Source organism: Mycobacterium sp. (assembly GCF_052143115.1).
Taxonomy (GTDB): Bacteria; Actinomycetota; Actinomycetes; order Mycobacteriales; family Mycobacteriaceae; genus Mycobacterium.
In genome coordinates, this window is sequence record NZ_JBKQTQ010000171.1 from 1 (window position 1) to 15,567 (window position 15,567).

The 15,567-nt window shown below is 62.4% G+C and carries 9 protein-coding genes and 1 pseudogene; 3 read left to right on the top strand and 7 right to left on the bottom strand.

Translation table 11 applies throughout. The features are described from left to right. Positions 1 to 532 (top strand): response regulator transcription factor (locus ACLQI9_RS17345; RefSeq protein WP_442391965.1); only part of this gene is annotated, 532 nt, incomplete at its 5' end. Positions 533 to 642: 110 nt separating this feature from the next. Here the strand turns inward: ACLQI9_RS17345 and ACLQI9_RS17350 are convergent. The 7 genes and pseudogenes from ACLQI9_RS17350 to ACLQI9_RS17380 all read right to left on the bottom strand — a co-directional run. Next, positions 643 to 740 (bottom strand): annotated as a pseudogene (locus ACLQI9_RS17350) (short-chain dehydrogenase); the annotation flags it as partial. A gap of 35 nt (positions 741 to 775) precedes the next feature. Then, the gene (locus tag ACLQI9_RS17355; protein ID WP_442376007.1) at positions 776 to 3,730 is read right to left on the bottom strand and encodes an MMPL/RND family transporter; all 2,955 of its coding nucleotides are present in this window, start codon (positions 3,728 to 3,730) and stop codon (positions 776 to 778) included. Continuing rightward, positions 3,727 to 3,894: an MmpS family transport accessory protein gene (locus ACLQI9_RS17360; RefSeq protein ID WP_442376008.1), complete on the bottom strand. Its 168-nt coding sequence runs from the start codon at positions 3,892 to 3,894 to the stop codon at positions 3,727 to 3,729. Before ACLQI9_RS17360 ends, ACLQI9_RS17355 begins: the two co-directional genes overlap by 4 nt. Further along, positions 3,830 to 6,784: an MMPL/RND family transporter gene (locus tag ACLQI9_RS17365; protein ID WP_442376009.1), complete on the bottom strand. Its 2,955-nt coding sequence runs from the start codon at positions 6,782 to 6,784 to the stop codon at positions 3,830 to 3,832. The genes ACLQI9_RS17360 and ACLQI9_RS17365 overlap by 65 nt, the downstream gene beginning before the upstream one ends. Continuing rightward, entirely contained in the window at positions 6,781 to 7,206 is a 426-nt protein-coding gene (locus ACLQI9_RS17370) for an MmpS family protein (protein WP_442376014.1), read from the bottom strand. The genes ACLQI9_RS17365 and ACLQI9_RS17370 overlap by 4 nt, the downstream gene beginning before the upstream one ends. Next, complete coding sequence (locus ACLQI9_RS17375) at positions 7,203 to 7,406, bottom strand: hypothetical protein (RefSeq protein ID WP_442376015.1); 204 nt, start codon at positions 7,404 to 7,406, stop codon at positions 7,203 to 7,205. Before ACLQI9_RS17375 ends, ACLQI9_RS17370 begins: the two co-directional genes overlap by 4 nt. A 657-nt stretch (positions 7,407 to 8,063) precedes the next feature. Further along, positions 8,064 to 8,267: a hypothetical protein gene (locus tag ACLQI9_RS17380; protein WP_442376011.1), complete on the bottom strand. Its 204-nt coding sequence runs from the start codon at positions 8,265 to 8,267 to the stop codon at positions 8,064 to 8,066. 549 nt (positions 8,268 to 8,816) lie between these two features. On the opposite strand from ACLQI9_RS17380, the gene ACLQI9_RS17385 reads away from it, so the two are divergent. Continuing rightward, positions 8,817 to 9,047, top strand: a complete 231-nt coding sequence (locus tag ACLQI9_RS17385) for an MbtH family protein (RefSeq protein ID WP_442376012.1) — start codon at positions 8,817 to 8,819, stop codon at positions 9,045 to 9,047. 39 nt (positions 9,048 to 9,086) lie between these two features. After that, positions 9,087 to 15,567 (top strand): amino acid adenylation domain-containing protein (locus ACLQI9_RS17390; RefSeq protein WP_442376013.1); only part of this gene is annotated, 6,481 nt, incomplete at its 3' end.

The following is a 15,567-nucleotide window of genomic DNA, read 5'->3' on the forward strand; positions in this document are numbered from 1 at the left end:
GATGTCTGCGCTGCACACCGCTGTCCGGTTCGGTGACCGTTCGCAGAGCGCGAGGCTAGAGGAACTCGCCGCGACGCTGAACACTCCGTTGGCGGAGGCGATCGCGGAGCACGCTCGCGGCCTGGCCAACCACGACGGCGACGTGCTCGACGGTGCGGCAGCTCGGTTCGCCGATCTGGGTGCGGTGGCGCTCGCCGCCGACGCGGCCGCCCAGGCGGCGCGTGAACACGCACGAACAGGCCACCGTGGCAAGGAAGTCGAGTCGTCGACCCGGGCATACGGGCTGGCCAGCCAATGCGAACTACGCACACCGGCGGTCGAGGCCGCGGCCCGGCCGCTGCCCATCAGCGACCGGGAACGCGAGATCGCGATGCTCGTCGCGGCCGGCCTATCCAACCGCCAGATCGCCGATCGCTTGTTAGTCTCGGTACGAACCGCGGAAGGACACCTCTATCGCATCTTCACCAAACTCGGCATCAACAGCCGCGACCAGCTCATCCACCTACTAAACCTGGACCGGCCCAAGACATAAGACGATCGGGTGCGCGACGCACGATTTGGCCCCCGCCGTCCTGCCCTGAAAACCGCGGGCCGTCGCTCGTGCGCGGTAGCTTGGTTCGAGCCAATACAGTTCGACCGAGCGTTCATGGTGTTCAGTACCAGTTTGGCGCCCTGTTGTGCAGCCGACGGGCCACCTTCGCCCCGATTCCACGGGCAACACCCGTGATGAAATCACAAATGCCGTGAGCCGAAAGGTAGTCCAGTGTCGGCTGGGTTACCCGAACGGAGGCACCGCCGGTATCCCACGATGGTGGCCTACATCGGCTGCGGCGTAGCTGGAATCACCCGCGTCGTCGTCGCGCTGCTCCTCCCTTAGCAGCAAGGACCGAACCAACGGACGCGGCCCCAAAGGCCCAAGCAATTGACTGGCCGGGCGCGGGCGCACTATTTGCGGCCACCAGAACCAACGTCCGAGCAGCGCGGCGATAGATGGTGTCATGAACGAGCGCACGACCAGGGTGTCGAACAGCAGGCCCAGGCCGATGGTGGTGCCGACCTGGCCGATAATCCGTAAATCGCTGACCACCATCGAGGCCATGGTGAAAGCGAATACCAGGCCCGCGTTCGTCACGACTTTACCGGTAGAGCCCATGGCGCGGATGATGCCCGTGTTTATGCCGGCGGCTATTTCCTCTTTCATCCGGGAGACCAGCAACAGGTTGTAGTCAGACCCCACCGCCAAAAGGATGATCAGAGACATCGGGAGCACCATCCAGTGCAATTTGATGCCCAGAAGATACTGCCAGACCAGCACCGACAGCCCAAACGATGCGCCCAACGAAAGTGCCACCGTACCCACGATGACTAGTGCGGCCACAAAACTTCGCGTGATGATGAGCATAATGATGAAAATAAGGCAGAGCGCACCAACTCCCGCGATCCATAGATCGTATTTAGAGCCGTCTCGGAAGTCCTTAAAGGTCGACGCGGTGCCGGCGATATAGATCTTGGCGTCCTCCAGAGGTGTCGTCTTGAGCGCCTCCTCGGCCGCCGTCTTTATCGGATCGATACGCGCTACGCCCTCGGGCGTCGCGGGATCGCCCCTATGCGAAATGATGAATCGAGCCGCTTTGCCGTCCGGAGACAAAAAGGAATTCATCGCGCGCTGGAAGTCCGCGTTCTTGAAAACCTCCGGCGGCAGATAGAAGGAATCGTCGTTCTTGGCCGCGTCGAACGCCTGTCCCATGGCTGTCGCGTTATCGCTCATGTCGTCCATCTCACTGAACATCCCAGACATGGTGCTATGCGTCGTCAGCATCATCGTCCGGAGGGACTCCACAGTTGCGATGAGAGGTGGGAACTGCTGATTTATCTGCGGTAGCAGCACGTCCAGCTTGTCCAGTTCCTTTATGGCATCATGGAGTTTATCGCTTTCCTCATCGACACCGTCGATGACGTCAAATATCGACCTGAAGGACCAGCATATTGGGATATCGTAGCAGTGCTTTTCCCAGTAGAAGTAGCTGCGAATTGGTCGCCAGAAGTCTTCAAAATCCGCGACGTGATCTCTTAACTCATCCAGAATGGCAGTCGTTTCTTTTGTCACGCCGATCGTGCGGTGAGTAATGTCGGTGAGCTGCTGCTGCAATCCGTATATGCGCTTCATTGCCGCGATTTGTGCGGTCATCACGTCGACCTGCTTGAGCATGTCATTCATGCTTTCTTTCATATACTTCATGGCTTGTAGCTGGCCCGCGTTTTGCATGCTGATGAGGAAAGGTATCGAAGTGTGTTCAATCGGTGTTCCCTCGGGTCGGGTTATGCCCTGCACCCGAGAAATTCCTGGAACCCGGAAAATTCCTTTTGCCAGTTTGTGCAGCACGAGAAAATCTGTCGGATTGCGCATATCATGATTTGATTCGATCATCAGAATTTCGGGCATCACTCGCGCTTGGGAGAAATGACGGTCAGCGGCCGCATACCCCACATTGGCTGGAATGTCTTTGGGTATATAGAGCCGGTCGTTGTAGCTCGTTTTATAGCCCGGGAGTGTCACTAGACCGATCAGCGCGATCGCGCAAGTGGCAACCAGGATGGGCGCGGGCCAACGGACAATCGCCGTGCCGACCCGGCGCCATCGACCGAACCCGATCTTGCGCTTGGGATCGAATAGCCCGAAGCCACCTCCGACAGTAAGAACCGCCGGAACCAAGGTTAGTGCGATCACGACCGAAACGAACATGCCCACGGCGCACGGCACGCCGATGGTCTGAAAGATGGGCATCCGGGTAAAACTCAGGCACAACATTGCTCCGGCGATCGTCAAACCGGAACCCAAGACGACGGGAGCGACCCCGCGGTAGGTAGTGTAGAAAGACGTTTCCCGATCCTCGCCGGCCTGACGCGCCTCCTGATATCGACCGAAGAAGAAGATTCCGTAATCGGTTCCGGCCGCCATCGCGAGGGCCACCAGCAAATTAATGGCAAACGTCGAGAGCGCAAGAATATTGTTATCGCCGAGAAACGCGATGATTCCCCGGGCCGCAAATAATTCGATCCCAACCGTGACCAACAACACAACCACGGTGATGACCGAACGGTAGACAAAAAGCAGTACCGTGAAGATTATCACGGCGCCTATCAGGGTCATCTTTAGAATGGATCTGTCACCACTGCGCTGCATATCCGAAATGAGCGCTGCCGGACCGGTAACATAGGTCTTGAGCCCCGGAGGCGGTGGTGTCGTAGCTATGATATTCCGGACTGCGGCAATGGAGTCCTGGCCCAAGGTCGTTCCTTGGTTACCGGCCAGATTTAATTGCACATATACGGCTTTGCCGTCCGCGCTTTGCGCGCCCGCCGCCGTGAGCCGGTCCGCCCATAAGTCCTGCACATGCTCGACGTGCTTCGGGTCGGCTCTTAAGTCACGAACCAACTTGTCGTAGTACGTGTGGGCGTCGTCGCCGAGCGGCTGCTGCCCCTCCAGCACGATCATCGCGAAACTGTCCGAGTCGGACTCTTTGAAGTCCTTGCCCATGTGCATCATGGCCTGCACCGCCGGCGCATCTTGAGGAGCCAACGGCACGGAATGCTCTCGGCCGACCGTCTCGAGCGATGGAACTCCGAAAGTCACAGTCAGCGTCAGCGCCGCCCACGCCAGGATGATGAGCACCGCAAACTTGCGGATCGTCCGGGCGAAGAAGGGGACCCGAGTGCGTTCGGTGCTCATGCGGCCTTCAAGGGGCAGACGGTAAAGGCGCTCACTTCGTGCGGAGTCCTCGCAGCTTTGACCACACCGTTCACCATGATGCGGCAGCCAATGCTGTCGCTATCGCACCGTGCCACGATGTTTCCCACGATCGCCTGGCATCGTGACCCACAACGATCTGTCACTGACGCTTCCCCGTGCCGTGGTCCCGTCGTGTACCAACGGACGGGGTCCTAACGGCCGAAGTAGTGCACTGGCGGGGCGAGGGCGCACTCGCTGCGGCCACCAGAACCACTGGCCCAGCAGCGCGGCGATGGATGGGGTCATGAACGCGCGCACGATCAGCGTGTCGAACAGCAGACCCATACCGATCGTCGTGCCCACCTGACCGATGATGCGCAGGTCGCTGACCACCATGGAAGCCATGGTCAAGGCGAACACCAGGCCCGCGTTCGTCACGATCTTGCCGGTACCGCCCATCGCACGAATGATGCCCGTGTTTATACCGGCGCCTATTTCCTCTTTCATCCGGCATACCAGCAGCAAATTGTAGTCAGACCCCACCGCCAAAAGGACGATCAGAGACATCGCGAGCACTACCCAGTGTAGTTGTATGCCGAGAAAATCCTGCCAGACCAGCACGGACATCCCAAAGGACGCGCCCAGCGAAAGCAATACCGTACCTACGATAACCAGGGCGGCAATAAAACTTCGCGTCATGATCAGCATGATGATGAAAATAAGACAGAGCGCAGCGACTCCCGCGATCATGAGATCGTATTTGGAGCCGTCCACCAGGTCTTTGATCATCGTTGCGGTGCCGGTGAGGTAGATCTTGGAGTCTTCTAGCGGAGTTCCCTTGAGCGCCTCCTCGGCCGCAGTTTTTATCGCGGTGACCCGTGAGACGCCCTCGGGCGACGCGGGATCGTCCCTTTGCGAAATGAGCATACGGACGGCCTTCCCGTCCGGTGACAGGAACACGTTCATGACTCGTTTGAAATCCTGGTTCTTGAAAACATCCGGAGGAATGTAGAAAGAATCGTCGTTTTTGGATGCGTCGAACGCCTTCCCCATCGCTGTCGCATTGTCGCCATTCTGGTCCATCTCGCCGAAGACCCCGGACATGGTGCTATGCATGGTAAGCATCATGGTCCGCGCGCTCTGCATGGTCGCGATCATCTCTGGGAACTCGGCAAGCAGCTGCGGCAGGAGCACGTCTACCTGATCTAGGTCTGTTACCAGATCGCGCAGGTTATCGTTAATCTCGTCAACACCGTCGATTGAATCAAATATGGATCTCAGCGACCAGCAGATAGGAATATCGTAGCAGTGCTTTTCCCAGTAGAAGTAACTGCGGATCGGCCTCCAGACATCCTCGAAATCCGCAATGTGATCTCGCAGCTCGTTCGTGATCGCCTGTATGTCATGCGTGTCGCCGACCATGTGATGAGTCGCGTTGGTGAGCTGTTGTATCAGGCCATACATGCGCTGCATTATGTTGATCGTTTTCGCCAGCTCGTCGGCCTGCTTGAGCAGGTCGTTCATGTGGTCCTTCTGGAACGCCATAGTTTCTTGCTGGGCGGCGTTTTGCATGCTGAGTAGAAACGGTAGCGACGTGTGCGCGATCGGGGTTCCCTGGGGCCGAGTTACGGCCTGCACCCTGGAAATGCCTGGAACCGCGAGGATGCCCTTGGCTAGTTTGTTCAATACCAGAAAATCTGCCGGATTGCGCAGATCGTGATCGGCCTCGACCAACAGGATCTCGGGCGTCATCATTGCCGACTGAGGAAAATGTCGCTGCGCGGCCTCATATCCCAGCTTGGCGGGGATACGTTTGGGGACAAAGTTCAGGTCGTTGTAGCTGGGTTTGAATCCCGGCAGCGTCAACAGCCCGATAAGCGCGACCGCTAATGTCGAGACGAGAATGGGCGCGGGCCAGCGAACGATCGCCGTGCCTATTCGCCGCCATCCACGATCCGTGATGTTCCGCTTGGGGTCGAACAGACCGAAACGGCTTCCGACATTAAGAACTGCCGGAACCAGTGTGAGCGCGACCACGACCGCGACCAATATGCCCACCGCGCAAGGGACGCCCAGGGGTTGGAAAAAAGGCAGCCGGGTAAAGCTCAGGCAGAAAATGGCTCCGGCGATAGTCACACCGGAGGCCAAGACAACCTTGGCGACCCCGCGGTATGTGGTGTAGTAAGCCGTTTCCCGATCCTCACCGGCCTGACGTGCCTCTTGATACCGCCCGGTGAAGAATATCCCGTAGTCCGTTCCAGCCGCGATCCCGACGGATACCAGCAGACTAATGGCGTAGGTAGTAAGACCAACGATCTGGTGATCGCCGAGGAACGCGACGATTCCTCGGGCCACCTGCAATTCTATCCCGACCATCAGCAACAAAAGAATTACGGTGATAACCGAACGGTAGACGAGGAGCAACGTAATGAAGATCACCGCGAGGCTCACCGCCTGAATTTTGGCGACACTCCGGTTGCCACTCTGGCTCATATCCGCAACGATCGCCGCGGAGCCGGTGACATACGCTTTGACCCCCGGCGGCGTTGGCGTCCGCCCCACGATGTCCCGGATGGCTTCGGTCGATTCGTTCGCCAAGGTCGTGGCCGGCCTACCGGCGAGGTTCACTTGCGCATATACGGCCTTACCATCGGCGCTTTGCGCGGCGCCCGCTGTGAGTGGATCGCCCCAGAAATTCTGGATGTGCTGCACATGCTTTGGATCGTCTTGCAACTGACGAATCAAACGATCGTAGTACTTGTGAGCATCGTCGCCCAGGGGTTGCTGACCCTCCAAGACGATCATCGCCGCAGTGTCGGAATTCGCTTCCTTGAAGTCCTCACCCATGCGCTGCACCGCCTTGAACGACGGCGCATCGGTGGGAGTCAGCGATACCGAATGCTCTTTTTGGACCTGCTCCAGTGGGGGGACGCCGATACTGACGATGACGGCGATCGCCAACCACGCCAAGATGATGGGCACCGAAAATCGATGGATCGTCCGCGCTACGAATGGTGGCGTGGTGTGTTCGTTGCCCGCGTGGTGGTCGCTCATGCGGCCTTCAGCAGGCAGAAGGTAAAGGCGCTCACTGCGTGCGTGATCTTCTCGGCTTTGACTTCACCGTCCACCACGATGCGGCAGCCGATGCTGTCACTATCGCCCTGCGCCTGCGCCGCGATACTTCCCACGGCAGTCGCCGCGGTGATCGCGAACTGCAACGACCATGGCAAGTGCGCCCCATCGAGCCGCTGCGGGTCACCATTGACGTCGAAATAGCTGATGTTGGCCACCGTCCCCGGTGGTCCGAAGACCTCGTACGTCAAGTGCTTGGGGTTGAAGGGTTTGGTGTCGTCGGTTCTGGTGTCGGAATACGAGGGGCGTTTCTCGGAACCGAAGATGCCGTGCAGCCGCGACACAGTGAATCCTCCAGCAGCGATCACCACCACGATGACCAACGGAATCCACAGCCGCCTCAGAACCCCGAAAATCGCAAACCCCCGATTTCGACGACTCTTTCGAGATCCACCTCGCGCTCGAGGTGCAGGGGAAGGTTGGGGAGCAGGTCGCAAAAAAGGGGGTCGGCGGCCAGACCGCTGGCTAACGTCTCGGCGGTCCGCGACGGCGCCATCGGACCGGGCTTCCGCAACGTCGCGGACATCGTTTTCGACCACCGCACCCGACCTCCCACCCGTTTCCAGAGCCGGCGACATGTTAGCCGCTCGAACAGTCAACTACGCATCGGCCGCGACACCCCTGCCGACCGTACATCGAATGGGGTGGGCGTCGCAGGCTAACCCTGCGGCGGTCACCTCAAACGTGCGGCGCCTCGGGGACCGCGACCAGATCTTGACGAGTAAACCATGCCGATGGCCTCCACATCGGCTCTTTCCCAACGCTATATGGGGTACGGGCCACCTTCGCCCCGATTCCACGGGCACCACCCGTGATGAAACGACTTGGGAGTTCACAAATGCCGTGAGCCGAAAGGTAGTCCAGTGTCGGCTGGGTTACCCGAACGGAGCCACCGCCTGTATCCCACGATGGTGGCCTACATCGGCTGCGGCGTAGCTGGAATCACCCGGCTCGTCCGGACTAGCATCACCTGCCGCGGGGAGTTCCTGGCATACTTCAATGCGGGCCGGATCAGCAACGGCCAGCGCTGAAGCCGTCGGTCTCATGGCCAATAACCCGCGCGTGGGTCACGGATTCCGAACTTACCGCAACAATTGGCTGCGCCTACTACTTTACGTATTTCCGCGTACTACTCCACCTGGTTCAAATTATTACTTCACCTGTGTCAAATCCGCTGAAACCAGCTCGACAAGTCGTACTTTCACCCGCATGACACCGTAGGTCCCCGCACGACGCCCAGCCGGAGCAGCGTCGGCAGGCCGCGTAGCGCCTGGGCGGAAAACAGGTAGCGCACTACTCGTGCGAACGCGGTCCCTGAACCGGGAGGTAGTGGATCCATCATGGCACTTGAGGACGTCAGCGCCCACCGTGGCGGCACCGATCCGATCGAGGGGCTGATCCGCATCGAGACCTCCCCGCGGGAGCAGGCCATGGATCGCGTTCTAGGTCGTATGACACCCGATGATGGGTCGTGGGCAGCTGACGAAGATCGCTGCCACTGTCGCCGACGAGGTCGCCAACCGCCCGGCCGGGTGGGAGCTGATTTCAGCGAACCGATCGATTGGCAGCATGAGATCAAACGGCGTGGTAATGCCGCCGTTCATGGGAGCGATGTCCTCGATGGAGCTGACCGACGCCGAGCTGCACCGGCTCGACGCCGACTCTGCTCATCGTCCTCGAGAGGCCCGTGCCCGCCCAGTAGCGAAGCGCCACAAAGCCAAACCCATCGCTGCAGGTCACAGCACGGGAAGTCACCACCGCCGGAACCTTGCGCCACGCACCAATTTACTCACTTGTGTCAGGAGTCCTGATAAGGTCACATCAGCCACTTGGCCAAACCTTAGGAAATATTTGCCAAAACCACAGGAACTTTGCCGAAACGCCGGACTGACCCTGTTGGCCTTCAGTATCGTTCGGAACGGTTCCACTCACGACTAGATGGTCTGGAGAACTGGTGAGCATCAATCCGTTTGACGACGACAATGGCAGCTTTTTCGTCTTGGTCAACGACGAGGAGCAACACAGCCTGTGGCCGGCCTTCGCCGATGTTCCAGCCGGCTGGCGGGTGGTGTACGGCGAAGCGGACCGCGCTGCGTGTCTGGACTACATCGAACAGAACTGGGCCGATATACGGCCGAGGAGTCTGCGCGACAGGCTGGCGACGGGTCGGGGTTTTGACGAGTAACCAGTCGGGTATGGGGCGGTAGGAGTTTTGGGGGAGTCAATGGAGGAGCGTGAGGACCGGGCGCTTCCGCTGACGCGGGGACAGCTTGATATTTGGCTTGCGCAGGAAACGGGTTACGCCGGTACGGAGTGGCAACTCGGCCTGCTGGTGAAGATCGCGGGCACGGTACATCGCGACGCCCTTGAGTTGGCGATCCGCCAAGCGGTGCGAGAGGCCGAACCAGGCAGGGTCTCATTTTTTGAGGTGGACGGCCAGGTTATCCAAAAGCCGATCGATTATCCGGATGTTGAGCTGGCTTTTTACGACCTGACGAACTCACCCGATCCCGTGCAGGAAGTCCGCGGGATGGCCTCTTCCATCCAACGGACGCCCATGGCGTTGGACGGCCAGCTGTTCAAATTTGTGCTGTTTCAGACTCAGCTCGACGAATTCTATCTGTTCGGTTGCTGTCACCACATTGCAATAGACGGATTAGGCATGGCGCTGGTATGCCGTCGGGTTGCAACGATCTACTCCGCGATTGTCGCCGAAAAACCCATTCCCGACGCCTATTTCGCTTCGGTGCAGGACTTGGTTGACCTTGAGTCGGAATACGCAGCGTCCTCGGATTATCTGGAAGATCAAGCGTATTGGAGCAGCAACCTTCCGCCCGAAAGCGGACCGGTTGATCGTTTGCCTAACACCGCGAGTGAGCGGGATCTGTACTCGCCTTCTGGGTCGGTCCAGTTGGATCCCTCCGTCGCTGGCCGGATCAAAGAGTTGTCCAAAAGGCTGGGCATCCGCCGATTTTCGGTCACCACCGCGGCGTGCGCGCTTTTGGTCCGTGGCTGGTCCGGTAGCGGCTCGGAGGTGGCGCTCGACTTCCCGGTCAGCCGGCGAGTACGTCCGGAGTCAAAGACGCTTCCCGGGATGCTCGCCGGGGTTGTGCCGCTGGTGTTGACCGCCTCGCCGCAGTCTACGGTTGCCGATTTCTGCAAGCACGTTGACACGCGGATTCGGGAACTGCTGCAACATCAGCGGTTTCCGGTACACACGCTTGAGGGTGACGGCCTCAGACAGGCAGCAACCCGGGTCGGAATCAGTTTCCTCCCGTCCAGACTGACCCTGGACCTCGCTGGTGCTCCGGCAACGGCGTCATACACGAATCATGGCCCCGTTGGGCACTTTGGGTTGTTCTTCATGGGCGCCGGTGACCAGCTTTTCCTCAGCACGGCGGGCCCCGGGCAGCCCTTCGCGAGTTTTGACGTCTCGGATTTAGCGGGACGGTTGGAGCGGGTGTTGGTGGCGATGACCGCCGATCCGACACGGTCGTTGTCGTCGATGGATGTGCTGAATGAGGGTGAGCACGCCCACCTGGAGGGGTGGGGCAACCGGGCGGTGTTGACGCAGCCGGCGACCGGAGTGTCGGTTCCGGAGTTGTTCGCCGCGCAGGTGGCGCGCACACCGGATGCGGTGGCGATCAGCTGCGGGGAGGACTCGCGGACTTACCGCGAGGTTGAGGAGGCCGCGAACCGGTTGGCGCACCTGTTGGCCGGCCATGGTGTTGGCCCGGGTGAGCGTGTGGCGCTGCTGTTGGAGCGTTCGGCTCAGGCCGTCATAGCGATCCTGGCGGTTTTGAAGACCGGGGCGGCCTATCTGCCGATCGACCCGACGCTGCCAGCGGCCCGGATTGGGTTCATGCTCGACGACGCCGCGCCGGCGGCTGCGATCACCACTACCGGGCTAGCCGAGGGCCTGGACGGGTGTGACCTGCTGGTCATCGATGTCAACGACCCCCGCATCCAGGCCTACCCGTGCACGGCACTGCCGACGCCCGACCCCAATGACATCGCCTACCTCATCTACACCTCGGGCACCACCGGGGTGCCCAAGGGGGTGGCGACTACCCACCACAACGTCACCCAGTTACTGGAGGCACTAGACGCATATCTGCCCGCGGCGGGGGTTTGGACGCAGTGGCATTCCTATGCCTTCGACGCGTCGGTGTGGGAGATCTGGGGTGCGCTTTTGCACGGTGGGCGGCTGGTGGTGGTGCCCGAGTCGGTCGCCCGCTCACCGGAAGACTTCCACGCCTTGTCGGTTACCGAACACGTCAACGTGCTCACCCAAACCCCTTCTGCGGCGGGGGCGTTGTCGCCTGAGGGTTTGGAGTCGGCGGCGTTGGTGGTGGCGGCTGAGCCCTGCCCGGCCGACCTGGTGGATCGCTGGGCGCCCGGGCGGGTGATGATCAACGCCTACGGCCCGACCGAGACCACGATTGTTGTGATGCTGAGTGTGCCGCTGGTAGCGGGGTCGGGGGCGCCGCCGATCGGTTCGCCGGTGCCGGGAGCAGCGTTGTTTGTGCTGGATGGGTGGTTGCGGGCGGTGCCGGCCGGTGTGGTCGGGGAGTTGTATGTGGCCGGTGCCGGGGTGAGCTGCGGGTATTGGCGTCGGGCCGGGTTGACGGGGTCGCGGTTTGTGGCCTGCCCGTTCGGGGAGCCCGGGGCGCGGATGTATCGCACCGGGGATCTGGTGTGTTGGGGCGCTGATGGGCAGCTGCGGTATCTGGGGCGCGCCGATGAGCAGGTCAAGATCCGCGGCTATCGCATCGAGCTCGGTGAAGTCCAGGCGGCACTAGCCGCGGTGGATGGGGTGGAGCAGGCGGTGGTGATCGCCCGCGAGGACTGCCCCGGCGACAAGCGCCTGGTGGGCTATGTCACCGGGACAACAGACCCGGCCGGGATCCGCGCCGCGCTGGCCGAGCGGCTACCGGCCTATATGGTGCCGGCGGCGGTGGTGGTGGTGGCGGCGTTGCCGTTGACGGTCAACGGCAAACTCGATACCCGCGCCCTGCCGGCACCGGAGTACACCGCTGGCGGCTATCGGGCCCCGAGCACCCCCGTCGAGGAGATCCTGGCCGGCATCTACGCCCAGGTGCTCGGCGTGGAGCCACCGCGGCGTATAGGGGTCGACGACTCATTCTTCGACCTTGGCGGCGACAGCATTTCGGCGATGCGCCTGATCGCGGCGATCAACACCTCACTGGATGTCGGCCTTGCGGTTCGTGCGGTGTTCGAGGCGCCCACGGTCGCCCAGTTGGCCCCGCGTCTCAGTGCGGGTGCGGGTGGGCTGCCCCGGTTGGTGGCCGGCGCGCGCCCGGCGGTGGTTCCGTTGTCGTTTGCCCAGAGCCGGTTGTGGTTTATCGACCAGTTGCAGGGGCCCTCACCGATCTACAACATGGCGGTGGCGTTGCGGTTGTGCGGGCGGCTTGACGCCGACGCGTTCGGTGCGGCGTTGGCCGATGTGGTGGGCCGCCATGAGAGCCTGCGGACGCTGTTTGCGGCGGTTGAGGGGATTCCTCGGCAGGTGGTGGTGTCGCCCGAGGGGGCCGACTTCGGCTGGGAGGTCGTTGATGCGACCGGCTGGTCGGCGGCTCGGCTAGAGGAGACCATCGGCACTGCGGTGCGTGACCCGTTTGACCTGGCAACCCAGATCCCTTTGCGGGCGCGGCTTTTCCGCATCAGCGAGGACGAGCACGTGCTGGTGGCCGTGGTGCACCATATCGCCGCCGACGGCTGGTCGGTGACCCCGCTGGTGGCTGATCTGGGGGTGGCCTATGCCAGCCGGTGTGCGGGGCACGCACCGGGTTGGGCGCCATTGGCGGTGCAGTATGTCGATTACACGCTGTGGCAGCGCGCTCAGCTGGGTGATGTGGCCGACAGCGACAGCCCGATCGCTGCGCAGCTGGCTTATTGGGAGCAGGAGCTGGCCGGGCTGCCCGAGCGGCTGGCGTTGCCCACCGACCGGCCCTATCCGCCGGTGGCGGATTACCGCGGCGCCAGTGTGGTCGTGGACTGGCCGGCGGAGCTGCAGCAGCGGGTGCGCAGTGTGGCCCGCGAGCACAACGCGACCAGCTTCATGGTGATCCAGGCCGCTCTGGCGGTGCTGCTGGCCAAGATCAGCGCCAGTTCCGATGTGGCGGTGGGGTTCCCGATCGCCGGGCGTGGTGATCCCGCACTCGATGGGCTGGTGGGGTATTTCGTCAACACCTTGGTGTTGCGGGTGGAGGTGGCCGGCGATCCCAGCTTCACTGAATTGCTGGCTCAGGTGCGAGGGCGCAGCCTGGCCGCCTACGAGCACCAAGACGTGCCCTTTGAGGTGTTGGTGGAGCGGCTCAACCCCGCCCGAAGCCTGACCCATCACCCGCTGGTGCAGGTGGCGTTGGCCTGGCAGAACTTCGCCGGGCAGGACAATAACTCCTCCGCCGGGTTGGGTTTGGGTGATCTGCAGGTCACGCCGCTGCCGGCGGACACCCACACCGCCCGCATGGACCTGACATTTTCGTTGGCCGAACGCTGGAGCGAGGCCGGTGAGCCCGCCGGGATCGGCGGGATGGTGGAGTTCCGCACCGATGTGTTCGACGCGGCCAGCATCGAGGCGCTGATCGAGCGGTTGCAGCGGGTGTTGATGGCGGTCACCGCCGAGCCCACCCGGCGGTTGTCGTCGGTGGATGTGCTTGACGCCGGTGAGCACGCCCGGCTGGATGAGATCGGCAACCGGGCGGTGTTGACCCAGCCCGCACCCACGCCGGTGTCGATTCCAGCATTGTTCGCCGCGCAAGTCGCGCGCACACCGGAGGCGGAGGCGGTGACCTTCGAGGGCCTGTCCATGACGTATCGGGAGCTGGAGGAGGCCGCCAACCGGTTGGCGCACCTGCTGGCCGCTCATGGGGCGGGTCCGGGACAGTGTGTGGCGCTGCTGTTGGAGCGTTCGGTCGAGGCGGTCGTGGCGATTGTGGCGGTGCTCAAGACCGGGGCGGCTTATCTGCCGATCGACCCGGGGCTGCCGGCGGCGCGGATCGGGTTCATGGTTGCCGATGCCGCCCCGATCGCCGCGATCACCACCGCAGACTTGCGGTCACGGCTCGACGGGCATGACGTGGTGGTCATCGAGGTCAACGACCCCCGCATTGACGCCCAGCCCAGCACCGCGCCAGCGGCGCCGGCCCCCGATGACATTGCCCACATCAACTACACCTCGGGCACCACCGGTGTCCCCAAGGGGGTGGCGATCACCCACCACAACGTCACCCAGCTGATGGAGTCGTTGGATGCCAGCCTGCCGCAAGTCGGGGTGTGGGCGCAGTGTCACTCGTATGCCTTCGACTTCTCGGTGTGGGAGATCTGGGGTGCGCTGCTGCATGGGGGGCGGCTGGTGGTGGTGCCCGAGTCGGTGGCCCGCTCCCCGGAAGACTTGCACGCCTTACTGGTCGGCGAAGGGGTCAGCGTGTTCACCCAGACCCCGTCTGCAGTGGAGGTGTTGTCGACTGAGGGTTTGGGTTCGGTGGCCTTGCTGGTGGTGGCCGGCGAGGCCTGCCCCGCCGAGTTGGTGGATCGGTGGGCGCCCGGGCGGGTGATGGTCAACGTCTATGGCCCGACCGAGACCACGATGTGGGCGTCCAAGAGCGCGCCGCTGATGGCGGGATCGGGGGCGCCGCCGATCGGCTCGCCGGTGTCGGGGGCGGCGTTTTTTGTGCTGGATGGGTGGTTGCGTCCGGTGCCGGTGGGGGTGGTTGGCGAGTTGTATGTGGCCGGTTCGGGGGTGGGGTGTGGGTATTGGCGTCGGGCGGGGTTGACGGCGTCGCGGTTTGTGGCGTGTCCGTTCGGCGGTGCGGCAGCGCCGGGACAACGGATGTATCGCAGCGGGGATTTGGTGTGTTGGGGTGCTGATGGGCAGCTGCAGTATTTGGGGCGTGCCGATGAGCAGGTCAAGATCCGCGGCTATCGCATCGAGCTCGGTGAAGTGCGCGCGGCACTGGCCGGGCTGGATGGGGTGGAGCAGGCGGTGGTGATCGCACGCGAGGACCGCCCCGGCGATAAGCGCCTGGTGGGCTATGTCATCGGGACTGCCGATCCGGCCAAGGCGCGTGCGGTCCTGGGCGAGCGGCTGCCGGCCTACATGGTGCCGGCGGCGGTGGTGGTGCTGCAGCAGCTGCCGCTGACACCCAACGGCAAACTGGACACCCGGGCCCTGCCGGCACCGGAATACCAGGAGGGCGATGGTTATCGCGCCCCGGCCAGCGCGGTCGAGGAGATCCTGGCCGGCGTCTACGCGCAGGTACTCGGGCTGGAGCGGGTCGGGGTCGACGACTCGTTTTTCGATTTGGGTGGGGATTCGCTGTCGGCGATGCGGCTGATCGCCGCGATCAACGCTGGCCTGGATGCCGGCGTTTCGGTGCGCACGGTGTTCGAGGCGCCCACGGTTGCCCAGTTGGCGCCCCGTATCGGTGGGGATGGGGGTCGGCGTAAGCCGTTGGTGGCCGGTGAGCGGCCCGCGGTGGTTCCGTTGTCGTTTGCCCAGAGCCGGTTGTGGTTCCTGGACCGGTTCGAGGGCGGGGTTGCGACCTACAACATGCCGACCGCTTTTCGGGTCAGCGGGGCGCTGGATGTCGAGGCGCTGGGCGCGGCGCTGGATGATGTCCTGGCCCGTCATGAATCGCTGCGCACGGTATTCCCCGATGTTGATGGTGTGCCGTTGCAGG